General features: G+C 69.6%; 2 protein-coding genes. Both read left to right on the top strand.

What is annotated here, in order from left to right; all coding sequences use genetic code 11:
* Positions 1-802: 802 nt before the first annotated feature.
* Positions 803-25,270 (top strand): non-ribosomal peptide synthase/polyketide synthase, encoded by a 24,468-nt coding sequence (locus ACWEH3_RS10535; protein ID WP_452358302.1) that lies wholly within the window; start codon positions 803-805, stop codon positions 25,268-25,270.
* The gene (locus ACWEH3_RS10530) at positions 25,264-26,058 is read left to right on the top strand and encodes an FkbM family methyltransferase (protein WP_450025316.1); all 795 of its coding nucleotides are present in this window, start codon (positions 25,264-25,266) and stop codon (positions 26,056-26,058) included. The genes ACWEH3_RS10535 and ACWEH3_RS10530 overlap by 7 nt, the downstream gene beginning before the upstream one ends.
* Positions 26,059-26,142 lie beyond the last annotated feature (84 nt).

The following is a 26,142-nucleotide window of genomic DNA, read 5'->3' as shown; positions in this document are numbered from 1 at the left end:
TCGCCTGATATGAGCGCGCTGCCGAACGGAAGTATGTGCTGCGAGACGGTACCCGGTGCAGATTGTTTCGGGTAGAGGAATGGGCAAATCATATGGAATTGTCGGCACGCTGCGACGATTGATGGAAGTGGTGTCTATTGGCAATCACAAGTGAGGTTGCCAGTTTATTGCTATAACTGTCGACCGGTAATTCATAGTCGATCGAAGGTGTAGGCGGGGAGGTGCTGTGGCTCCTCGTTCGGCCGTCTGGTCGGTCGAGGAGTACCGGCTTGATTCCGGCCCTGACCCGGCATGTACGATGCCCGATCGCAGGTGTCTCTCCTCGGTTACTCGCCTCGGAACCAGGATCTTCTTCGGGGATGCGCGATCGTAGTAGCGGCGCCGTGCGAGGTGTGTCACGGGTCCGCGGCGCTGGAATCGCGATCCGAAACACCGGCTTCCGTGCGGGGCCGAGAGGTTTGATACGACTAGACTGAGCCAGGCTGCTGTTAGATAGCTTGTCCCGCCAGAGTGTCGATGCTCCACCGCAGATTCAAAAGTTCTGTTTTCAGATTTCGAGACGACTGGAAATGCCGACGAACAGGAGGTGCGGGAGCCGCCGTAGAGACCACAATGGTGTCCGATTCGGATGCCGGTAACCGGCTGATCGAGCTACACGGGAAACTTGAACGGCGCGGCGAACAGCAGGGGTACGCCGCTTCTCAGCAGACCAAGTGCATATATAAGCCAGATTTCGGACGCGGTGAGCCTGCGTGGTTCCGCCATGCCTTCGCGCGTCCGGGTAGGAATAAGGGGTCATGCGATGCATCTGAAGTCAGACGGAACCGCCGATGGCGAACCGGGGTTGATTCCGCTCTCGAGCGCGCAGTACGGCATGTGGCTCGCGGATCATGTGCCCGGTGGACCGGCTGTCAACATCGCACACTACGTCGAGATCGATGGCCCGGTGGACCACGACGCGTTCACCCGCGCGGTGAACAACGGCGGGCACGAAACCGAGTCCCTCGTGGTGCGGGTGATCGAATCCGACGGACGCCCTTATCAATTCGTGGACCGCGGCATCATCTACGACGAGCCGGTGCTGGATTTCAGCGATGCGGAGGATCCGGTCGCGGCGGCGATGGAGTGGATGCGCCGCGACTACAACACGAAGGCGGTCGATCTCAGTCGCGACCGGCTCACCCGGACCAGGCTGATCCGGGTCGGCGAGGACCACTACTTCTGGTACGGCCGCGCGCATCATCTGGTGGTCGACGGGTACGGCGCCTTCAACAGCCTCACCCGAATGGCCGAGCACTACAACGCGCTGCTGGAAGGCAGGCCGCCGACGCGGCTGGACGCGGCGAGTCTGCACGACATCGTCGAAGCGGAGCGCGTCTATCGCGCCGGCTCGCGGTACCAGGCGGACAAGAAATATTGGCTGGACAAGGTTTCCGATCTGCCGACACCGGTGAGCCTGTCCGGCCGAACGGCACGTTCCGGCAAGGTGGACCGCGTCGCGGGCCTGCAGCTCCCGGCGCATCTGTCCGACCGGCTCGACCGCTTCGCCGACGAGGTGAACGCATCCGCCGCGCAGGTGGTGATCGCGGCGTTCGCGGCGTTTCTCGCCCGGATGACCGGCACCGAGGACGTCGCGCTGTCGCTTCCGGTGACCGCCCGGGTGACCAAGCGCCTGCGCAACTCCGCCGCGATGCTGGCCAACATGGTGCCGATTCGTTTCGCCGTGCGCCATTCGACCACCGTGGAGGAGCTGGTCCGCGCCTCGGTGTCGGAGCTCGTCTCGGCCATGCGCCACCAGCTGTACCGGTTCGAGGATCTGCGCCGCGACTCGGCCGCGATCGATTCGTCGGCGAACTCGTTCGGCCCTATCGTCAACATCTTGTTCTTCGACTCGGAGATTCGCCTCGGCTCGGCCGTCGGCCGCTACCGTGCGCTGACCTCGGGCGCGCTCGACGATCTGCAGCTCAACCTGTACCGCTCCGGGGCGGACGCGCCGCTGCTCATCGAGTTGCACGGCAATCCGAACCTCTACGGGCAGGACGAACTCGAGTCGCACGCCGACCGGTTCCTGGATTTCCTGCAGCGGATGATGGACTCGTCCCTGGACACCCGCATCGGTGACATCCAGCTGGTCGGCCCCGCCGAGGAATTGCGCATCGTCGAGGAACTCGCCGGTCGCGACGGCGAATCCCCGTCGGCCACATTGGTGGATCTGCTGACCCGGCAAGCGGCGGCGACTCCGTCCGCGGTGGCCGTGACGTCCGATGCGACCACTCTCACCTACCGCGAGCTCGACGAACGATCCACCCGGTTCGCCCGAGCGCTCATCGCACTCGGCGCGGGACCGGAAGCACTGGTGGCCATCGCGATGCCGCGCGACGCCGACCTGATCGTCGCCGTGCTCGGCGTGCTGAAATCGGGCGCGGGGTACCTTCCACTGGACACCGCCCATCCGGCCGAGCGGCTCGAATACGTACTGGGCGACGCGAACCCGATCGCGGTGGTGACCACGCGGGGCATGCGCGAGCACGTGCCCGGCGATCCCGGCCGCGTCGTGCTGTTCGACGACGTGCTCGCCGCGGAGCAGGCCGCGGACCCGATCACCGATGCCGATCGGACCGGCCCGTTGCGTCCCGATCACCTCGCCTATGTCATCTACACGTCCGGATCGACCGGCCGACCGAAGGGCGTGTCGATCACGCACCGCGCCGTGTCCACCTACCTGGTGAACTCGTGCGCGGCGATCGGGATTCGATCCGACGACGTCTGGACGCTGTTCCACTCCTTCGCCTTCGACTACTCGGTCTGGGAGATCTTCGGCGCGCTGGTCACCGGCGGCCGGATCGTGGTCGTGGACAGCCTCACCACCCGTTCGCCGGACGACGTGGTGCGCTTGGCGGCGCGGGAGAAGGTCACCGTCTTCAGCCAGACGCCGTCGGCCTTCTATCAGTTCGCGGCCGCGCGCCAGCGGTACGCGCACGCAGGAGAGCCGGAAGGCGAACTGTCGCTGCGGCTGGTCGTCTTGTCCGGCGAAGCTCTCGATCCCGCCGGGCTGGCCCACTGGTATGAGCACAACCCGGACCTGCCGGTGCTGGCCAACAGTTACGGCATCACCGAGACCACCGTCTTCGTCACCTACACCGCCCTCACGCCGGACGTCGCCGTCCCGGGCGCGCCGAGCACAGTCGGCCCGGCATTGCCGGGCCTGCGAACCTATGTCCTGGACGAGCGGTTGCGTCCGTGCCCGCTCGGCGCGTGGGGCGAGATCTACGTCGCGGGAACGCAGCTGGCTCGCGGCTATCTCAACCGACCGGCGTTGAGCGCGGGACGTTTCGTCGCCGACCCCTTCGGCGGTTCGGGCCGGCGACTCTACCGCAGCGGCGACGTGGCGCGCTGGAATCACCGGGGCGAACTGGAGTATCGCGGCCGCGCCGACCAACAGGTGCAGTTGCGCGGGTTCCGGATCGAGCTGGACGAGATCCGCAACGCCCTGCTGGCCCACGACAGCGTCGCCGCGGCGGTCGTCGTGGTGCATCTGCCCGGCACGGAGGCGGCCCGGCTGGTGGGATACGTCGTACCAGCCGTCGGCGCCACCTGCGAGCCGGACGACTTGCGCACCCACGTCGGCGGGATGCTGCCGGAGTACATGGTGCCGTCGAGCGTCGTCGTGATCGACGCGGTGCCGCTGACCGTGAACGGCAAAGTGGATCACCGGGCACTGCCCGAGCCGGTGTTCGATTCGGCCGCGGCCTACGTCGCCCCCCGCACGGTCGTCGAGGAGTCGATCGCGGACGTCTTCGCCGAGGTGCTCGGCACCGACCGGGTGGGCGTGTTCGACAGCTTCTTCGACCTCGGCGGCAACTCGATCACCGCCACCAGCGCGGCGGTGCGTATCGCGGAAGCGACCCGGTGCGATGTGTCGGTGCGCGACCTGTTCGTCAAGCAGACCATCGCGGAACTCGCCGCGCACATCGAGGACGGACACCGTTCCGGTAGGCCCGTGTTGCAGGCGGCGGACAGACCCGATCCCATTCCGCTCGCGCCGGCGCAGAACAGGATGTGGCTGGTCAACCAGACCGACCCGGCCTCGGCCGCCTACAACATTCCGCTGATCGTCCAGCTCACCGGACGTCTCGACGCGGTGGCGCTGCGTGCCGCGCTGACCGACGTGATCGATCGGCACGAATCGCTGCGCACCGTCTACCCCGCGGTGAACGGCGAAGGGACACAAGTGATTCTGCCTGCCGACGAGGTCGTCGCGGGGCTCGACCTGACGCCGCGGCCGACCGACCCGGACGACATCGAGGGCCGAATCCGCGACCTGGTTTCGGTCGGGACCGATCTGCGCGAACGCGCTCCGATCCGGGTGGCGCTGCTCGCGACCGCCGACCGCACGCGGCATGTCCTGGCCGTGGTCCTGCACCACATCTGCTGCGACGGATCGTCGCTGCGGCCCCTCGCGGCGGATGTCGCCGTCGCCTACGAGGCGAGAGCGCAGAAGAAGATCCCGGACTGGGAACCGCTGAGCGTCCAGTACGCCGACTACAGCGTCTGGCATCGCAGCCTGCTCGGCGACCCGGACGATCCGGATTCCCGGGCGGCCCGCCAATTGCGGTACTGGTCACAGCGTTTGGCGGGGATGCCGCCGGTCCTGGAGCTGCCCGCCGACCGGCCGCGTCCGGCCCGCCGGACCATGCGCGGCGACGTCGCGGACACGGTGATCCCCGCGGAGACCTTCGCCGGAATCGAGCGGCTGGCGCGTGCGGCCAACGTCACGACGTTCATGGTCGTCCACGCCGCCCTGGCCGTGCTGCTGGCCCGGATGTCGGGCTCGGCGGACATCACCATCGGCACGCCGGTCGCCGGTCGCGGCGAACGCGCGCTCGAGCCGCTCATCGGCATGTTCGTCAACACCGTGCCCTTGCGTACCGAGGTGTACGCCGAGGAGTCGTTCACCGAGTTCCTCACGCGCGTCAAGGGCATCGACGTCGACGCCTTCGCCAACAGCGACCTGCCCTACGAACGTGTCGTGGACGAACTGCATCCGAAGCGGTCCCCGGCGTACGCGCCGCTGTGCCAGGTGTATCTCGCGTTCGAGAACATGGATCGGGCGAGCTTGGAGCTGTCCGAGCTCACCGTCGAGCTGCTGGACCCCGGCGCCGAGCCGGCGAAGGTGGACATCATCGTCACCGTCGCCGAGAACACCGCCGCGGGCGGCGATGTCGCGCTGCGCGTCAACTACGCGACGGACCTGTTCGATCGGGAGACCGTCGAAGAGCTGGCCGAACGGCTGAATCGGGTGCTCGACGCCTTCGTGGCGAATCCACGGGCCCGAGTCGGCGACGTGGATTTGTTGTCGGGGGTCGAGCGTCTGGGATTGGTCCCGGCCTCCGGTGGTCGTGCCGAGCCGCCTCGGGTGCTGGCGGATGTGTTGCTGGTGGGTGAACGCACCGCGCCTGCCGTGGTGGCGGGGGATCGCGTGCTCTCCTACGGGGAGTTGGACGAATGGTCGAATCGTCTCGCACGGGCGCTGATCGACTGGGGTGTGGGGCCGGGGGATCAGGTCGCGCTGGCCATGGGGCGGTCGGTGGAGTTCGTGGTCGGTGTGTGGGCGGTGGCGCGGGCCGGCGCCGCGTTCGTGCCGGTCGATCCGCGCTATCCGAGCGAGCGGGTCGCGCACCTGGTCGCGGACGCGAATATCGAGGTCGGACTCACCGTCGAGGCGTCGTGCGGCATGCTTCCCGGTCACGTGCGGCAACTGGTTCTCGACCATCCCGGCACCGAGGCGTTCCTCGCGGCGCAGTCCCCTGCCGTGGTGACCGACGCGGAACGGGTGCGGACCTGCCGTGTGGCCGACGCGGCCTACGTGGTGTACACCTCGGGCTCGACCGGCAGGCCGAAAGGTGTGGCGGTCACCCACGAGGGCTTGGCCAATTTCGCGATCGAGCAGCGCGAGCGGTATCAAGTGGATCGCAGGTCACGCGTGTTGCAGGTGGCGGCGCCCGGCTTCGACGCGGTGATGCTCGAGCTGCTCATGGCGCACGCGAACGGCGCGGTGCTCGTCGTCTCGCCGCCGGAAGTGTTCGCCGGGGCCCAGTTGGCGGAATTGATTCGCGCACAAGAGGTCTCGCACGCTTTCGTGACGCCCAGCGTGCTGGCGACGATGTCGCCCGCCGGGCTCGATTCGCTGCGGGTGCTGGTGGCGGGTGGAGAAGCGGTATCGGCCGAGACGGTTTCGGTATGGGCGCCGGGGCGTCGGCTGCACAACGGGTACGGGCCGACCGAGACCACGATCATGGTGGCGATCAGCGATCCGCTGTGCGTCGGCGACCCGGTGACCATCGGCGGCCCGATCCGCGGCGTCGACGCGGTGGTTCTCGACGACCGGTTGCGGCCCGTCCCGGTCGGGGTGACCGGACAGCTGTACGTGTCGGGCGTGCAGCTGTCGCGCGGGTACCTCAATCGTCCCGCCTCGACCGCCGCCACGTTCGTCGCCAACCCGTACGGTCCCGCGGGCACTCGCATGTACGGCACCGGTGACCTGGCGCGCTGGACCGCCGATCACACCTTGGAGTACCTGGGACGCACCGACTTCCAGGTCAAGATCCGCGGACAGCGCATCGAACCGGGCGAGATCGAAGCCGTCCTCGCCGGGCACCCCACCGTCGCGGCAGCCGTCGTGGTGGGCGTGCACGCCGAGACCGGGTCGCGCCTGGCGGCGTACGTGGTGCCCGCCGACGGCGCGGTCGATACCGCGGAACTGACGAGGTATGCGGCGCAACGCCTGCCGTCGCACATGGTGCCGGACACGGTCATGGTGCTCGACATGCTCCCACTGTCGTCGGTGGGCAAAGTCGATCGCGCCGCCTTGCCGGAACCGGAATTCGCGCCCGCCGTGGATTTCGTCGCGCCGCGCAACGCCACCGAACAGATCGTGGCCGACATCTGCGCGGGCGTGCTGGGCGTCGAACGCGTCGGCGTGCTCGACGGTTTCTTCGATCTCGGCGGCAACTCGCTGTCGGCCACCCGCGCGGCCGCGCAGCTCAGCGGTGCGTTCGGCGTCGAGGTGCCGCTGCGCGCGATCTTCGAGACGCCGACCATCGGGGCGCTGGCGGAGCGCCTGCGCAGTGCCGACGCGGCGACCAGGGCGCCGCTGGTGCCGCAGGAGCGCCCGGACCGGATCCCGCTCTCACCCGCCCAGGCCCGGATGTGGTTTCTCAATCAGTTCGACACGAGCTCACCGGTGTACAACATCCCGCTGGTCGTGCGGATGTCGGGAGACCTCGACGTGGCCGCGATGCACGCGGCGATCGCGGATGTGCTCGAACGGCACGAGGCGCTGCGGACGGTGTACCCGGACAGCGACAGCGGGCCGCATCAGATGATCGTGTCGGTGCCGACGGCGCTGCCGCCGCTGACGCCGGTGGCGGTCACGGCCGGTGCGGTCGAGGCGCGCGTCGCTGCCGAGGTCGCCGTGGGCTTCGACGTCACCACCGAGGTTCCGTTCCGGGTCGCGTTGTTGCGCAGTGCGGCCGACGAGCATGCCTTGGTGCTCGTGGTCCATCACATCAGCTTCGACGGGTCCTCGCTCGCCCCGCTGGCCGCGGACCTGATGGCCGCTTACCGTGCCCGGGTCGGGAACGAAGCGCCGCGGTGGGCCCCGTTGCCGGTGCAGTACGCGGATTACGCGCTGTGGCAACGGAAGTTGCTCGGCAGCGAGGACGATCCGCACAGTCCGACCGTCGCCCAGACCCGGTACTGGATCGCGGCTCTCGCCGATCTGCCCGAAGTACTGGATCTGCCCACCGACCGTACGCGGTCCGCGAAGCAGTCGTTCCGGGGCGCGACGGTCTCGGCCACCCTTCCCGCGGATCTGCACCGCGAGGTGATCGCGCTGGCCCGCAGCCACGACGCGACGGTCTTCATGGTGATGCACGCGGCCTACGCGGCACTGCTGGCGCGGTTGTCCGGTACCGGGGACATCGCGGTCGGCACACCGATCGCCGGTCGTGGCGAGCCGGGGTTGGACGGCCTGGTCGGGATGTTCGTCAACACGCTGGTGTTGCGGACGTACATCGAACCCGGCGCGTCCTTCGTCCGGATCCTGGACCAGGTCCGGGCCACCGACCTGGCCGCCTTCGAGAACGCCGACATCCCGTTCGAGCGTCTGGTCGAGGTGTTGAATCCGCCGCGCTCGACGGCACACGCGCCGTTGACGCAGGTGGGCTTCTCGTTCCAGAACATCGAGATTCCCACGGTGCGGTTCGAGGGCCTGACGGTCTCGGCGCGGATGGCCGATCCGAGCGTGGCGAAGTACGACCTGCACCTGAATCTGGTCGACGCCTTGGCGGCGGATGGCGAGCCGGGGGACATGGCGGTCGAATTCGGCTACGCGACGGATCTTTTCGACGAGGCGACGGTCGAGTCGATGTTCGACCGCTATCTGCTGTTGCTGCGTGCGATCGTCGGTGACCCCACCCGCGCCATCGGCGACATGGATCTGCTGACCGCCGAAGAGGCGCACCGGATCGCGGCCCGGTCGAGCGGCGTGCGGACGCAGGCTCCGTCAGCGACGATCGCGGACCTGTTCGCCGCACAGGTGGCCGCGACGCCGGAACACCCGGCGGTGCTCGACGCCGCCGGTGGTGCCCGGCTCGACTACCGGGAATTCGGGGCGCGGGTGAATTCGCTGGCCCGCGCGCTGATCCGGCGCGGCATCGGACCGGAGACCATCGTGGCGGTGGCGATGCGCCGCTCGGTGGACCTGCTGGCCACGCTGTACGCCATCCACGCGGCGGGCGCGGCCTACTTGCCACTGGACCCGGACCATCCGGCCGACCGGGTGAGCTCCGTCCTCTCCGCCGCGCGTCCCGCCGCGATTCTCACCCGTACGGCCGACCGGGCGAGTCTGCCCGGCGATGTGCCGGTCTGGACGCTCGGCGAGCTGGAGGCCGAGCGCCTGGACGGGTCGGCGCTGACCGATGCCGATCGGATCCGGCCGCTGCGCCCGGACGATCTGGCCTACGTCATCTACACCTCCGGTTCGACGGGTGTGCCCAAGGGCGTGGCGGTTCCGCACGCCGCGGTGGTGAATCAGCTGCGCTGGATGCGCGATCACTACCGGCTCGGTGGCGGCGACGTCATGCTGCTGCGCACCCCGGTGACGTTCGACCTCTCCGTCTGGGAGCTGTTCTCCGCGCCGACCTGCGGCGCTGCCTTGGTGGTCGCCGGTCCCGACGTGCACGGCGATCCGCGCGAGATCGCCCGGCTGATGGCCGAGTATCACGTGACCACGGTGGATTTCGTCCCGTCGCTGCTCGCGGCGTTCCTCGAGGAGGCAACTCCGGATCAGTTCCCGGACCTGCGGCGCGTACTGTGCATCGGTGAGGCGTTGTCCGCGGAGATCGCGCGCCGCTTCCGGGATTTCAGCGACGCCCGCATCGACAACCTGTACGGCCCGACGGAAGCGGCGGTCAGTGTCACCGCGCACCGGATCGACGTGGTCGAAGGCGCGGCCGTGCCGATCGGCGTGCCCGAGGCGAATGTCACGGTGCATGTGCTGGACTCGCGGCTGCATCCCGTGCCGGTCGGCGTGACCGGCGAGCTGTACCTGGGCGGCGCGCAGCTTGCCCGCGGATACCACCGACGTCCGGACCTGACGGCGGCGACGTTCGTCGCCGACCCCTCCGCCGCCGCGGACGGCGCGCGCCTCTATCGCACCGGTGACCTCGTGCGCTGGGACGGCGACGGCAACCTGCGCTATATCGGCCGCGCCGACACCCAGGTGAAGGTGCGCGGCCTGCGGATCGAACTCGGCGACATCGAAGCGGCGCTGCTCGCGCACGAGCAGGTGCGCGCGGCTGTCGCGCAGGTACGCGGCGACGGCGGCGAGCAGCGGCTGGTGGCCTACGTCGTCGCGGATGGCGCGTTCGACGCCCGGCAGGTCCGGAATGCGCTGCTGGACCGGCTGCCCGCCTATATGGTGCCGTCGTCGGTGACCCGGATCGACTCGATTCCCCTGAATGCCAACGGCAAGGTGGACTATCGAGCGTTGCCCGAGCCGGACCCGAGCGCCCAGGACACCGAGTTCCGGGCGCCGCGAGGTCTGATCGAACAGGCGATCGCCGCGGTTTTCGCGGAACTGTTCGACCGCCCCGAAATCGGCGCGGACGACGATTTCTTCGAGTTGGGCGGCAACTCGCTGGTCGCCACGCGCGCGCTGAGCCGGATCGGGGACGTCGTCGACGTGACCATTCCGGTGCGCGCGATCTTCGAGGCACCGACCGTGTCGGGACTGGCCGAGCGCATCGCCCAGTTGCGCGCGGTGCCGAGTCTGCCCGCGCCGACGCGGGTCACGCGGCCGGACCGTATCCCGCTGTCGCACGCGCAGACCCGGATGTGGTTCCTCAACCAGTACGACCCCGCCGCGCCCGGATATGTCGTGCCACTGGCGATCCGGCTGGAAGGCGCGCTCGATCCGGCCGCGTTGACGGCCGCTGTCGGCGATGTGGTCGAGCGGCACGAGAGCTTGCGCACCATGTATCCCGCGGTCGACGGCACGCCCACCCAGGTCGTGCTGAACGCCGAAGATGTGCTCGCGACCTGCGATCTCACCCCGCAGGCCGTCGGTGAGCGGGAACTGCCGCACCGGCTGGCCGAATTCTGCGGCACCGGATTCGACGTGGCCGAGGGTGTGCCGCTGCGGGTGGCGCTGTACCAATTGTCCGACGAGGCGTGGACGCTCGCGCTGGCCGCGCACCACATCAGTTGTGACGGTTTCTCGGTGGCCCCGCTGGCGGCCGACCTGGTGACGGCGTACCGGGCGCGCTCCGGCGGTACCGCGCCGGATTGGGCGCCGCTGCCGGTGCAGTTCGCCGACTACGCCTTGTGGCAGCGAGCGGTCCTCGGTTCCGCGGACGACCAGGACTCGCCGGTGGCCCGCGACATCGCCTATTGGCGAACCCAGCTCGCGGGCGTACCGGAGTTGCTCGAATTGCCGACCGACCGGCCGAGGCCGATCGAGCAATCCCAGCGCGGGGCGGTGATCCAGGTCGCCATACCCGGTGAACTGCAAGGCCGGGTGGAATCGCTGGCACGGCGCTGCGGTGCCACCACGTTCATGGTGGTGCACGCGGCCCTGGCGGTGCTGCTGTCGAGACTGTCCGGCAGCGACGACGTCACCGTCGGTGTACCGCACGCGGGCCGGGGCGACCGGTCGCTGGACCACCTGGTCGGCATGTTCGTCAACACCTTGGTGCTGCGGTCCCGGATCACGCTCGACCAGACGTTCGCGAGTCTGCTGGACCAGGTGCGGCGCACCGACATCGAGGCGTTCGATCACGCCATCGTGCCGTTCGAGCAACTGGTGGACGCGCTGAACCCGGTGCGATCGACCGCGCATACGCCGTTGTTCCAAGTGCTGCTGGCCTACCAGAACATGACCCGGGCTCGCGTCGAACTGCCGGGACTCACCGTGGAGAACGTGGACCCCTGCGACAGCGCGGCGATCTACGACCTGCTGCTGATGATCAGCGAAGGCCACGGCACGCACAACGAGCCGACCGGCATGACGTTGCGCCTGACCTACGCCACGGATCTGTTCGACGAGGACACGGTGCGCGGCTTCGCCGACCGGTTCGTCCAGGTCCTCGATGCCGCGGCCCGCGATGCCGAGACCACCGTCGGGGAGATCGGCCTGCTCGACGAGGCCGAGTGGTCCCGAGTGCTGGAGCGGTGGAACGACACCGGTGGCTCGGCCGCACCGGGCCGGACGCTCGTCGACGTCTTCGACGAGCAGGTCGCGCGCACCCCGGACGCCACGGCGCTGCGGCTTCCGGACGGAAGTACGTCGACCTACCAGGATTTCGACGCACGCGTCAACCGGCTGGCTCGCTGGCTCATCGAGCGCGGTGCCGGGCCGGAGACGATCGTGGCGGTGGCCGTCCGCCGATCGGCCGAGCTGGTCACGGCACTGTACGCGGTCGTGAAGGCGGGCGCCGCGTTCCTGCCCATCGACCCGGATCACCCGAGCGCGCGGATCGCGCACGTCCTCGGCGCAGCCGATCCTCTGCTGGTGCTCACGACCGCGGACGACGGCGAGGGCCTGCCCGACGGATTCGAGTACGCGCGGATCGACCGGCTGGACGTGACCGGTCTGTCCGGTGCCCGGATCACGGACGCGGAGCGCCGCACGCCGCTGCGGCCGAACCACCTGGCTTATGTGCTGTTCACCTCCGGGTCCACCGGGGTTCCCAAGGGCGTGGCGCTGACCCATGCCGCCACCGTGAGCCAGCTGGCGTGGGCCCAGCGGCGGTGGCCGCACGGAACGTCCGACGCGGTGCTGCACAAGACGCCGATCACGTTCGACATCGCCGTGTGGGAGTTGTTCTGGCCGTTGCAGACCGGCGCGCACATCGTCGTGGCCGAACCGGGCGGACATCGCGATCCCGTTTACCTGGCGGAGGTCATCGCACGGTACGAGATCACCACCGTGCACTTCGTCCCGTCGATGCTCGATGTCCTGCTGGAATCGGCCGGGGTCGCGGAACTGCCCTCGATCCGGCGGGTGTTCGTCGCGGGTGAGGCGCTGGCGCAGCGCACGGTCGACGCCGCGGCGCACGTCTTCGCGGACGCGGAGCTGGTGAACTGGTACGGGCCCGCGGAGGCGGAGGTGGTCACCGCGCAGCGGTGCGCGCCGGGTGCGTCGGCCGTCGCGGCGGTGCCGATCGGAGCGCCCGCCGGCGGCATGAAGGTCTACGTGCTGGATTCGCGGTTGCGGCCGGTGCCGGTCGGGGTCGTCGGGGAGCTGTACGTCTCGGGTGTCCAATTGGCGCGCGGATACCACGCGCGCGCCGACCTCACCTGCGGCGCCTTCGTCGCCAACCCGTTCGGCGTCGCGGGACAGCGGCTGTACCGGACCGGGGACCTGGTCCGGTGGCGCAAGACCGGCGAACTGGAATACTTGGGGCGCGGCGACTTCCAGGTGAAGGTGCGCGGTCAGCGGGTGGAGCCCGGTGACATCGAAGCCGCGCTGCGCGCCTGCGGGCAGGTAGCGCGTGCGGTGGCCGTCGTGACGACGGAGCGCATCGTCGGTTACGTGACGTTGGCGCCGGGCGCGGTCACCGACGGCCGCGCGATCCGCGAAGAGCTGACCCGGACGCTGCCGTCCTACTTGGTTCCGGACGTCGTGCAGGTGCTCGACGCGATGCCGCTCACCGCCAACGGCAAGCTCGACCGCCGGGCGCTGCCCCGGCCGGTGTTCGACGACGGCGCGGACTTCGTCTCGCCGCGCACCGACGGCGAGGTGGTGCTGGCGCGTCTGGTCGCCGAACTCACCGGCGCGGAACGGGTGAGCGTGACCGCGAACCTCTTCGAGATCGGTGTCAACTCGCTGTCGGCCGCTCAGCTCGCGGCGCGGGCCCAGGCGGTCGTCGGTGTCGATGTCGGTATCAAGGATGTTTTCGATGCGGCGACCATCGCCGCACTGGCGGAGCGGATCTCGGCACGGACCAGATCCACCGCTGTTGCGCTGACCGCGCGGCCACGCACCGGCGCGGTCCCGTTGGCGACGGCGCAACGCCGGATCTGGTTCCTCAACCAGTTCGACACCTCCTCGGCGGCCTACAACATCTGCTTCGCGGCCCGCCTGACCGGGCCGCTGGACACCGAGGCACTTCGTGCCGCGTTCCTCGACGTGGTGACCAGGCACGAGCCCTTGCGGACGGTGTATCCGCTCGTCGACGGCGAGCCCTGCCAGGTGGTGCGGGAGGTCGCGACGATCGCCGCGGACATGGCTTTCCAACCGGAGCCGGTCGTCGGCGAGACGGAACTCGCCGACCGCATACGGAACGCGGTCGAGGCGGGATTCGACATCGCGGAATCGGTACCCGTGCGTGCGCGGTTGTATCGCACCGCGACGCGGGAACATGTGCTGGTGGTGGTGGTCCATCACATCGCCGCCGACGGAGCGTCGATGGCTCCGCTCGGCCGCGACGTGTTCGCCGCGTACCGGGCGCGGGTGGGCGGCCACGCGCCCCGGTGGGAATCGCCGGTGGTCCAGTACGCCGACTACGCGATGTGGCAACAGGAGCTGCTCGGCTCCGAGGACGATCCGGCGTCGCTGATCGCGCGGCAGATCGATTACTGGACCGACGCTCTGGACGGTTCCCCGGAGCTGCTCGCCCTGCCGACGGACCGGCCACGCCCCGCCACCCTCTCGACCGACGGCGGCAACGTCCGGTTCGAGCTGCCCGCGCGGCTGCACGACGACATCGTGCGGCTGGCCCACCGCGAGGGTGTCACGGTGTTCGTCGTCCTGCACGCGGCCCTGTCGATCCTGTTGGCGCGCACCGCGCACAGCGACGACATCTCGGTCGGCACGCCGGTCGCCGGTCGCGGCAGGCCGGAACTCGACGATCTCGTCGGCATGTTCGTGAACACCGTGGTGCTGCGGACCCGCATCGATGAGGACCGCTCGTTCCGGGAGCTTCTGGCCGAAGTACGCGATATCGACCTCGAAGCGCTCGCCCACGCCGACCTGCCCTACGAGCGGCTCGTCGACGTCATCGGCCGTCCGCGTTCGACAGCGTATTCGCCACTGTTCCAAGTGATGTTCGGGTTGCAGAACACCGGAGCGGCCCGATTCGAGCTGCCCGGAATCGACGTCGAGATCATGGACACCGGCATCGCGCAGGCCAAAGCCGACCTCACCGTGCTGGTGACCGAGCGGCGCGAAGGTGATCGGCCCGCCGGAATCGACGGCGAGATCATCTACGCCACAGATCTTTTCGTCCGATCGACCGCGCATGCTCTGGCGGAGAGGTTCGTCCGCGTCCTCGAGGCGGTCACCTCCCATCCGGCGCGGGCGATCGGCCACATCGATCTGTTGAGCGCCGCCGACACCGACCGCTTGGTGCCCGCGCGAGGCGCCGCCGCCGCGCGGCCTTGCTTGCTGCCGGATCTGCTGGCGACGGCCGTGGCATCGGCTCCGGCGGCGGTGGCCCTGATCGGGGACGGCGAAACCCTCACGTACGCGGAGCTGGACGTCAGGGCCAACCGGCTCGCTCGTCACCTGCTCACCCAGGGAGTCGGGCCGGGAGTGTTCGTGGCGCTGGCCGTGCCACGCTCCATCGAGTATCACGTCGCCATGTGGGCGATCGCGAAGACCGGCGCCACGTTCGTTCCGGTCGATCTGCGCTACCCCGCCGAGCGGATCGCGCACATGGTGAGCGATTCCGGCGTCCGAGTCGGGGTCACGCTCGCGACCGCGCGCGGGGAGCTGCCGGACGCTGTGCGCTGGCTGATGCTCGACGATCCGCGCACGGCGGAGGAGATCCCGGCGCGGTCCGGCGAGGCGGTGACCGACGCCGATCGCGGACGTGTGCTGCGGATCGAGGATGCCGCGTACCTGATCTACACGTCCGGTTCGACCGGAACGCCCAAGGGCGTCGTGGTCACCCATGCCGGGTTGGCGAACTTCGCGGCCGAGCAAACCGAACGCTACCGGGTCGACGGCACGTCCCGGGTGCTGCAAGTGGCGGCGCCCGCGTTCGACGCGGTGCTGCTCGAAGCGTTGATGGCACATGCGGCGTGCGCGGCGTTGGTCGTGTCGCCACCGGAGGTGTTCGGCGGGCCGGATCTGGCCGCGCTGATCCGGACGCATCGGGTGTCGCACGCGTTCCTGACGCCGAGCGTGCTGGCGACCATGACGCCCGCCGGTCTGGAGTCGGTGCGGATGCTCGCGGTCGGCGGCGAGATGGTGCCGGCGGAGCTGATCGCCACCTGGGCGCCGGGTCGCCGGTTGCACAACATCTACGGCCCGACCGAGACGACGATCGTGATCACGATGAGCGACCCGGTGCGGCCGGGCGATCCGATCGCGATCGGCGGCCCGATTCGCGGCGCGGAGGCCTTGGTGCTGGACGCGCGCTTGCGCCCGGTGCCGGTCGGAGTCACGGGGGAGCTGTACCTGTCGGGTGCACAGCTGGCGCGCGGCTATCTCAACCGGCATGCGGTCACTGCCGGTGCGTTCGTCGCGAATCCCTACGGTGGACCGGGCGCGCGGATGTACCGCACCGGAGACATCGTCCGCTGGACGACGCGACGCACGCTCGAATACGTCGGCCGCAGCGACTTCCAGATCAAGATCCGTGGCCAGCGCATCGAACTCGGTGAGATCGACGCGGCGCTGCTCACACATCCGGCGGTGGCCGCCGCGGTGACCGTCAGCCGCACGGGGCCGGGCGGCCAGCAGGTGCTGGCCGCGTACATCGTGACCGAAGGAGCGACGGTCGCCGACCCGGAGACCGTGCTCGAACACGTCGCGTCGGTGTTGCCCGCGCACATGGTGCCGTCGGTGCTGACGGTGCTCGATCGCATGCCGATCACCTCGACGGGCAAGGTGGATCGGAAAGCGTTGCCGGATCCGGTCTTCCGCGCCGAAGGAGCCGACGTCGAGGCGGCGTCCACCGATCTGGAACGCACCGTCGCGGCCGCGTTCGCCGACGTTCTCGGCGTCGCGTCGGTCGGTGTCTCCACCTCGTTCTTCGCCCTCGGCGGCGATTCGATCCTGTCGATCCAGCTGGCTTCCCGGTTGAAGTCGGCAGGTGTCGTCGTGACGGCGCGGGACATCTTCGAGCAGAAGACCGTCCGTGGCCTGGCGCGGGTCGCCGCGGCCGCCGAACGGACCTCGCTCGCGGAGTTGCCGGGTGGCGGCGTGGGCGAGATTCCGTTCACCCCGGTGGTTTCCTGGTTCACCGAGCGACTCGGCGCCGCTCCTCGGTTCGCTCAGTCGATGCTGGTGCGCTTGCCGCGCGACGCGCGAGTCGAGGACGTGACCGCGACGGTGCGGGCCGTGCTGCGACAGCACGACATGCTGCGCGCGCGGCTGCGCGAACACTGCTTGGAGGTGCCGCGGCCGCAGGACGCCGATGCCGCGGGCGTGGTGCTGACCCGCACCTTCCGCGCGCACGAGACCCCGGGCAGTGACGGTTTCACCGCGGTGGTGGAAGAGGCGCTGGCCGAGGCGTCGGAACGCCTCGACCCGGCGGCGGGCCGGATGGTGCAGGTCGTGTGCCTGCTGCCCGAACCGGGCCTCGACGCCGAGGCGCGGGCGCTCGTGGTCGTCCATCACCTCGTGGTCGACGGTGTGTCCTGGCGAATCCTCATTCCCGACTTCGCGACCGCCTGGCAGCAGGTCACGCGGGGACGAACGGTGGAATTGCCCGCGCAAGGGACATCCATGCGCCGATGGGCGCACGCGCTGGCCGATGCCGCCGCGGCCCGTGCCGGGGAGTTCGACCTGTGGCACCGGATGGGTGCGGCGCCGGATCCGCTGCTCGGCAGCGCGGTGCTCGATCCCGCTGTCGACACCCAGTCGACCGTGCGGCATCTGACGGTGTCCCTCCCGGTGGACGTCACTTCGGCATTGCTCGACGCGGTGCCGAAGGCCGCGCACGGCAGCGTCGACGACGCGTTGCTGGCCGGCCTGGCCGTGGCGGCGACGCGCTGGCGCCACCGGCGTGGTATCGCGCACGCGGGTGTGAAAGTCCTCTTGGAGGGGCACGGCCGCGCGGAACAGATCGCCGAGGGAGCGGACGTCTCCCGCACGGTGGGCTGGTTCACCAACACCTATCCCGTGGCGCTCGACCTGAGCGGGGTGAATGCGGATGATCCGCGTGCCGCGGTGAAATCCGTGAAGGACCAGTTGCGCGTGATCCCGGACAAGGGGATCGGCTACGGCCTGTTGCGTTACCTCCACGCCGACACCCGCGACCGGCTCGCGGCACTGCCGGAGCCGCAGATCGGGTTCAACAATCTCGGCCGGGTCGGCGTCGACCTCACGACGCTGTCCGACCTCGCGTGGATTCCGACCGACGAACCGTTCGACCGGTGGTCGGCATTCGATCCCGACATGCCCGCGGCGGCGGCCCTCACGATCGATGTGAACATCGTGGACACCGAAGCGGGACCGCGCCTGTCGGCGCGGATCGGCTACGCGTCCCGGCTGTTCGAGCGCGACGACGTGGCCGAACTCGCCGACGAATGGACCGGCGCGGTGACCGGGATCGCCACCGCGGCCCGCGCGGACGAGGACTGGGGCTTCTCACCCGCCGACGTTCCACTCGTGGAGGTCACACAATCCGACCTGGACGGGTTCGCCGACCGTTACGGGGCGCTCGGCGATGTCTGGTCGCTGGCGCCGCTGCAGGCGGGACTGCTGTTCCACGCCGAACTCGCCGCGGGCGATCTCGACGTCTACACGGCGCAATCGACGCTCGCCCTCGCCGGTGTGATCGATGCGGATCGGCTGGAGCGCTCCGCCGTGGCCTTGCTGGAGCGTCATCCGAATCTGCGAGCCGCCTTCGTGCGCACGGCCGATGGCACTCCGGCGCAGGTGATTCCGGCGGCCGCCGCCGTGCGCTGGCGGCGGGTCGATCTGCGCGACGGCACGACGACCCCCGAGGAGCTGATCGCGGCCGAGCGGGCGGTCCCGTTCGATCCCGCCGATCCTCCGCTGCTGCGGTTCCTGCTGATCGCCGTGGCGCCGCAGGACTTCCGGCTGGTGCTGACGGCGCACCACCTGCTGTTGGACGGCTGGTCGTTGCCGTTGCTGTGGCGCGAGTTGATCGGCCTCTACGCGGTGAGCGCGCGGGCCGAGCTGCTGCCCGCCGCGGCGTCGTACCGCGGCTACCTGGAATGGCTGGATCGGCGCGAGCCGTCGACCGGCATCGAGGTGTGGCGGGAGGTCCTGCGCGATTTCACCGAACCGACGGTGATCGCCGACGCGCGGACACACACGACGGTCGGCATCCCGGTCGACCTGGCGGTGGTGCTGGATCGCACCGTCACCGCGGAACTGGTGGAATTCGCTCGGGCGCGGGCGGTGACCATGTCGACGATCGTGCAGTTCGCCTGGGCGGTGGTCCTCGGGAACCTGCTCGGCACCGAGCGTGTGGTGTTCGGTAGCACGGTGTCGGGACGTCCCGCCGACCTGCCCGGTGTGGAGTCGATGATCGGCTTGTTCATCAACACGATTCCGGTAGCCGTGCATCTCCCGCGAACCTGGACCGTCGAGGACGCGCTGCGGCGGTTGCAGGCCGACAACACCCGCCTGCTCGATCACCACGACGTCGAACTGTCCCGGATCCTGGCGGACACGGGCGCTGCCCAGCTGTTCGACACGCTGGTCGTCTTCGAGTCGTATCCGGTCGACAGCAGCGGCCTCGGCGACGCGGACATCGACGGCATGCGGGTGGTCGCGGCCGACGGAAGCGACGCCGCGCACTACCCGATCACGGTGCAGGCGCACCAGACCGATCAGCTGCACGTCATGATCCGCTATCAGCAGGCCCGCGTGGACGACTCGACGGCCGCCGGTCTGGCCGCCCGGCTGGAGACCGTGCTGCGCGCCATCACGACCGATCCGGGCGCGCGGCTGGGCGCGGTCGACCTGCTGACCGCGGCAGAGCGCCGTGACCTGGTACCCGCCACCGGCGGACCCGCCGCGGCGCCCCGGGTTCTCGCTGAGCTGTTGGCCGCCGGTGTCGCGGTGGATCCCGAAGCGGCAGCGATTGTTTCGGACGGGCACACGATGTCGTACGCCGAGTTGGACGCCTGGTCGAACCGTGTCGCGCGCGAGCTGATCGATCGGGGTGTCGGCCCCGGCGACCAGGTGGCGTTGGCGATGGCCCGATCGGTGGAACTCGTGGTCGGCATGTGGGCGGTCACCAAGACCGGCGCCGCCTTCCTGCCCGTGGATCCGCGCAACCCCGCCGAACGCGTCGGGCACATGGTCGCCGACTCGCGGGTGCGGGTCGTGGTCACGGTCGAGGCGTGGCGAGAGCTGGTCTCCGGACCCGTCCGGCGGCTGCTGCTCGACGATCCGGAAACCCGGAAGGCGATCGAGGCGCGGTCCTCGGACGCGGTGACCGATACGGATCGAACGCGGACGCCGCATGTTCGCGACACCGCCTACGTGCTGTACACCTCGGGCTCGACCGGGACGCCGAAGGGCGTCGCGGTCACCCACGAGGGGCTGGCCAATTTCGCGGCCGTGGAACGTGACCGTTTCGGCGCGGACAGCCGGTCGCGGGTACTGCACGCGTCCGCTCCCGGTTTCGACGTCGTGGTCCTCGAGCTGCTGCTGGCCCACACCAACGGTGCGGTGCTCGTGGTGGCGCCGCCGGAAGTGTTCGGCGGCCCCGAACTGGCGGAATTCATTCGGCAGCAGCGCGTCTCGCACTCCTTCCTGACGCCGAGCGTGCTGTCGACGATGTCGCCGGAGGGGTTGGATCGCCTGCGGGTGCTGATGGCCGGTGGCGAGGCCGTGACGCCGGAGATCGTCACGCAGTGGTCGCCGGGCCGGCGACTGCTGAACGGGTACGGCCCGACCGAAACGACGATCCTGGCCGGAATCGGTGGCCCGCTGCGTCCCGGTGCGGCCGTCACGATCGGTGGTCCGATCAGCGGCGTGGAGGCCGTCGTGCTGGATGCCTGGCTGCGGCCGGTGCCGGTGGGCGTGGTCGGCGAGTTGTATCTCGCCGGTGTGCAACTGGCCCGCGGATACGTGAACCGGCCGGTGGCGACGTCGAACGCGTTCGTCGCGAACCCGTTCGGTGCGCCGGGATCCCGCATGTACCGCACCGGCGACCTCGCTCGCTGGACGCCGGAGCGCACCGTGGAGTACCTCGGTCGTCGCGACTTCCAAGTCAAGATCCGCGGTCAACGGATCGAGCTCGGTGAGATCGAGGCCGTGCTGGCCGCGCACCCCGGCGTGGAACACGCGGTCGTCGTGCTGCGCGAAGACGAGCGCGGCGTCGGCAGACTCGTCGGCTACCTGGTCGGCGCCGAGAACCTGGATCCGGAGGAGATCAGGGCGGCCGCGCGGCTGCGGCTGCCCGCGCACATGGTGCCCGACATCTGCACGGTGCTCGCCGAATTCCCGCTCACCAGAACCGGAAAGCTCGACCGCCTGGCACTGCCCGCCCCGCGGTTCTCGGCGGCGCGGGCCTGGACCGCACCGGGCACGGAGACCGAACGGCAAGTCGCGGAAATCTTCGGAAGCGTCCTTGGCATCGACCGGGTCGGGGCGGGCGACAGCTTCTTCGACCTCGGCGGCAACTCGTTGTCGGCGACGCGGGTGACCGCTCAGTTGGGTACCGCGCTCGGAGTGAGCGTGGGCGTTCGCGACCTGTTCGAAGCGCCGACGGTCGCCGGACTCGCCGCCCGTCTGGACGCCTCCGAGCGGACGGTCCGCGCGCCACTGGTGCCGCGCCCCCGCTCCGGGCTGGTGCCGTTGTCGCCGGCACAACAGCGGATGTGGTTCCTCAACCAGCTCGACACCGCCGTCGGCGCGTACAACATCCCGCTGGTGATCCGGTTGACGGGCGAACTCGACATCGACGCGTTGCGGCGCGCGTGCGAGCTGGTCCTCGATCGGCACGAGTCACTGCGGACCAGATTCCCGATGACCGACGGGACGCCACATCAGGTCGCGGTCCCCGTCGAAGAGGTCACGATCGGGCTGACCGCCGTACCGGTCGAGGCGGATCGGCTGCTGGAGCGAGTGCTCGCCACCGTCTCGGCGAGCTTCGATGTCACACAGGCGCCGCCGCTGCGCATGGCGTTGTTCCGGCTCGTAGCCACCGAGCACGTCTTGGTCATCGCCGTGCACCACATCTGTGCCGACGGGCAGTCCATGATGCCGCTCGCGCGAGACGTGGCGGTGGCCTACCAGGCGAGCAAACAGGGGACACAACCGATCTGGCCCGCTCTCGCGGTCCAGTACGCGGACTACACGCTCTGGCAGCGCGATGTACTCGGCGACGAGCGCGACCCGGGCTCGGTCATGTCCCGGCAGTTGCGCTTCTGGAAGGACACCCTCGCCGGGCTGCCCGAACTGCTCGAACTGCCCACCGACCTGCCGCGTCCGCCGGTGGCGTCGATGCGCGGCCGGACCGTGGATTTCGAGATCTCCGCCGCGTTGCGGGAACGAATCGGCGCGGTGGCGCGCGCGGCGAACGCGACTGTCTTCATGGTCGTGCACGCCGCGCTGGCCGTCCTGCTGGCGCGGTCGGCCGGTGTCGGCGATGTCGCGGTGGGTGCTCCGGTGGCCGGACGCGGGGAGCGTGAACTCGACGATCTGATCGGCATGTTCGTCAACACCCTCGTGCTGCGGTCACGGGTGTCGTCGCGTCAGTCGTTCGCCGACCTGCTCGCGGCGACGCGGGAAACGGATCTGGCGGCGTTCGCCCATGCCGACGTGCCGTTCGAGCAGGTGGTGGAGGCGATCAATCCACCGAGGTCCACGGCCCATCTGCCGCTGTACCAGGTGACGCTCGATGTGCAGAACCTCAGCAAGGCCGCATTGGAACTGCCGGGGCTCACCGTCGAGCCGGTCGAGAACGGCTTCGAACCGGCGCAGGCCGACCTGAACCTGAATCTGGTGGAAGGGTCCGGCGCCGGTGGGCAGGCGGAGGGCATCCGAGGTCGCCTGACCTACGCCACCGATCTCTTCGTCGAGGAGACGATGACCCGGTTCGCGGCGGCCTTCGTGCGAATCCTGGAGCAGGTGACCGCCGATCCGGAGGTCGCCGTCGGTGACATCGACCTCGTGGGCCCGCAGCAGCGTCGCGAGCTGCTCGGCGCGGCCGGTGGCGCCGGGGTCGCGGTGCCGGACACGACCCTCGCGGAACTGTTCACCGCCCAGGCCGTCGCGCGACCGGACGCGGTGGCGGTGACCGACGGCGTGTCGCGGCTGACCTACGCGGAGCTGGATCGGCGCTCCGCCGCGGTGGCCGCTCGGCTGGCGGAGCGGGGAGTGGGTCCGGAATCGCTGGTGGCCGTGGCGCTGCCGCGCTCGGCGGACCTGGTCGTCGGCCTGCTCGGCGTCGTGCGCGCGGGTGCGGGATATCTGCCGCTGGATGTGGCGTATCCGCCCGAACGATTGCGCTTCATGCTCGACGATGCTCGCCCTGCCGCGGTTCTGTCCTCGGCGGACCTGGCCGCCGCGGTGCCGGAGTGCACCGCGCCGGTACTGCTCATCGAGGAGTGCGCGAACGACGACGCGGCGGGCTCCGATTCGGTGGTGTCGCGTGCGCGGCCGGGCAACGTCGCCTACGTGATCTACACGTCGGGATCGACGGGCCGCCCGAAGGGCGTGACGGTCGGCCACCGGGAAGCGGTCACCCTGTTCACCAACGCGGCCGAGCGATTCGATCTCGGACCCGACGACGTGTGGACGATGTTCCATTCCTACGCCTTCGATTTCGCGGTGTGGGAGATCTGGGGCGCGCTGCTGTCCGGCGGCAAGGTGGTCGTGGTCGACTACGACACCTCCCGGTCGCCGGAGGCGTTCGTGGACGTCGTGGCGCGGGAGGGCGTGACCGTGTTGAGCCAGACGCCGTCGGCGTTCTACGGATTCGTCGACGCGGAGCGCCGCTATCGGGAATCCGGCTGCCCCGCAGGAGATCTCGCGTTGCGTTATGTCGTCTTCGGTGGCGAGGCGCTGGACGCGTCGCGGTTGGGTGACTGGTTCGCCGCGCACGCGCCGGGCATGCCACGGCTGATCAACATGTACGGCATCACCGAGACGACCGTGCACGTCACGTTCTCCGAAGTGACGCAGGCGCGCTCGGCCGGGATCGGTGTGCCGCTGCCCGGGCTGCGGGCGTACGTTCTCGACGACCGGCTGCGTCCGGTGCCGATCGGTGTCGCCGGAGAGATCTATGTGGCTGGTGGGCAGCTTTCCCGGGGATATCTGGGGGCCGCGGCACTGACCGCGGGCCGATTCGTGGCGAATCCCTTCGATCCCGACGGCGCCCGGCTCTATCGATCCGGCGACGTCGGCCGCTGGCGGAAGTCCGCGAGCGGGCTGGAGTTGGCGTACGCGGGCCGGGCCGACGCGCAGGTGCAGTTGCGTGGTTTCCGCATCGAACTCGGCGAGGTGGAGTCGGCGCTGTTGCGCCATCCGCTCGTCACCCAGGCCGCGGTCACGGTGCACCGGCACGATCGCGGTGTCGATCAGCTGATCGGCTACGTCGTCGGCGTCGACGGCGAGCGGATCGATCCGGCGGAGGTCCGCGAGGCCGCCGCCCAGGTGCTTACCGGCTACATGCTGCCCGCGACGATCATGGTGTTGCCCGCACTGCCGTTGACGGTCAACGGCAAGCTCGACCGAAAAGCACTGCCCGACCTCGAGTTCGACGAGTCGACGATCGCGTTCGTGGCTCCCCGGACCCGCACGGAGAAGGTGATCAGCGACGTCTACGCGCAGGTCCTCGGCGTCCAGCGGGTCGGGGCATCGGACGGCTTCTTCGATCTCGGCGGCAACTCGCTGCTGGCCACCATGGTGGTGACCGAGTTGCGCGGCCGCGGCGTGACGATCCAGTTGCCGTGGATGTTCGACGACGCGACGCCGCGAGCTCTGGCGGCGCGGGCCGACGGCACGGCGGGCGGTTCGGGGCTGCAAGTATTGCTGCCGCTGCGCGCGCACGGCCCGAAGCCCGCGGTGTTCGCGGTGCACCCCGCGGGCGGGCTGGCGTGGTTCTACGGCGGAATGGTCGAACATCTGCACAAGGACCGGCCGGTCTACGGCTTGCAGGATCCCCATGTCGTGGCGGGCGAACCCGGTGCGCGTTCCATCGACGAACTCGCGGAACGCTATGTCGCCGAGATCCGCCGAGTGCAGCCGAGCGGGCCGTATCACCTGCTGGGGTGGTCGCTGGGCGGTGCGATCGCGCATGCCGTCGCGGTCCGGCTCCAGCGGGAAGGACAGCAGGTCGGCATGCTGGCCATGATGGACAGCGCGGTCGGCGACTCCGAGGCGCTGGCCGCGGCGGTGAGCGGCACCGCGGACGAGCCCGCGCCGAGCGAACTGATGGCCGATCTGCTCGGTGGCTGGCGTGAGCTGTTCGACCTCGGCGCCGAGGTGACCGCCCAGACCCACGAGCAGGCCTGGGCGGTGATCCGCGATCAGGTGACCGCCACCGGGATGTTCACCGCCGAACAGGTCGATCGGGTGATGGAGAGCTTCCGGACCGCGAGCGATATCGCCCGCGAGCACCGGCCGGGTGTCTTCGACGGCGATCTGATCTTCTTCACCGCAGGAAAAGACCGCGCGGACCACGACGCCGTCGTGCGGACGTGGCGGCCGTTCATCACCGGCGACCTGCACAACACGGTCGTCGACGCACGACATCTCGAGTTGACCCATCCGCACGCACTGGCCGTCATCGGCCCGATCCTCGAAAGGTTCGCGAACGCATGCTGAAGACTCTCGATCAACTCCAGCAACTCCGGCTCGAGGACGGCAGGACGGTCGCCTGTACCAGTCCGGCCGAGGCGCGGATGTTGTGGGGCGAGATGTCGACCGACGGCTTCTATCGGCTAGCGGCCGCGTTGCTGCGTCCCGGGGACATCGCACTGGACGTCGGCGCGAACATCGGGCTGAGCGCGATGATGTTCGCCGACACCTGCCCCGGCGTCCGGGTGATCGCCGCCGAGCCGGCCCCGGCGACCTTCGACTGTCTGCAGCGCAATATGGCCGCTCATGTGCCGGACGGTGTGCCGTTGCAGGTCGCGGTCGGCGCGGCGCCCGGCAGCGCGCCGTTCACCTGGTACCCACGGGCGTCGGCGAATTCGAGTCTCTACGCCGACCGCGCGGCCGACGACCGGGCCACCGAGATCTACCTGCGCAACAGTGGCCTGAACGACGAGGCGATCGCTCTCATCACCGCCGGGCTGCACGAGGGCGAGCGAATGGAGGTCGAAGTCACCACCGTTTCGGCGATACTCGACGAGCATGGCGGCAACGCGGAGGTCGGCTTGCTCAAGGTCGACGTCGAGCGAGCGGAGCTCGATGTCCTGCGCGGCATAGCCGCCGCGGACTGGCCGCGTATCCGTGCCGTCGTCGCCGAGGTGCACGATCGGGACGACCGCTTGGCCAAGTGCTGCGAATTGTTGAGCGGACACGGTCTGTACGCGCGAACGCGCCAGGACCCGAGCCTGGCCGGAACCGAACTGCACGAGATCTACGCCGCCAGACCGGGGAGCGTCTGACGGTCCCGCGCCGTCTTGTTCCATCCCGGCACGGGAACAGCGTGCGGACACTCTCCCAGGCTGTTCCCGTGCCGGATCGCCGCC

The organism is Nocardia sp. NPDC004718, from assembly GCF_053601535.1.
This window is presented reverse-complemented; position numbering and strand designations above follow the sequence as displayed.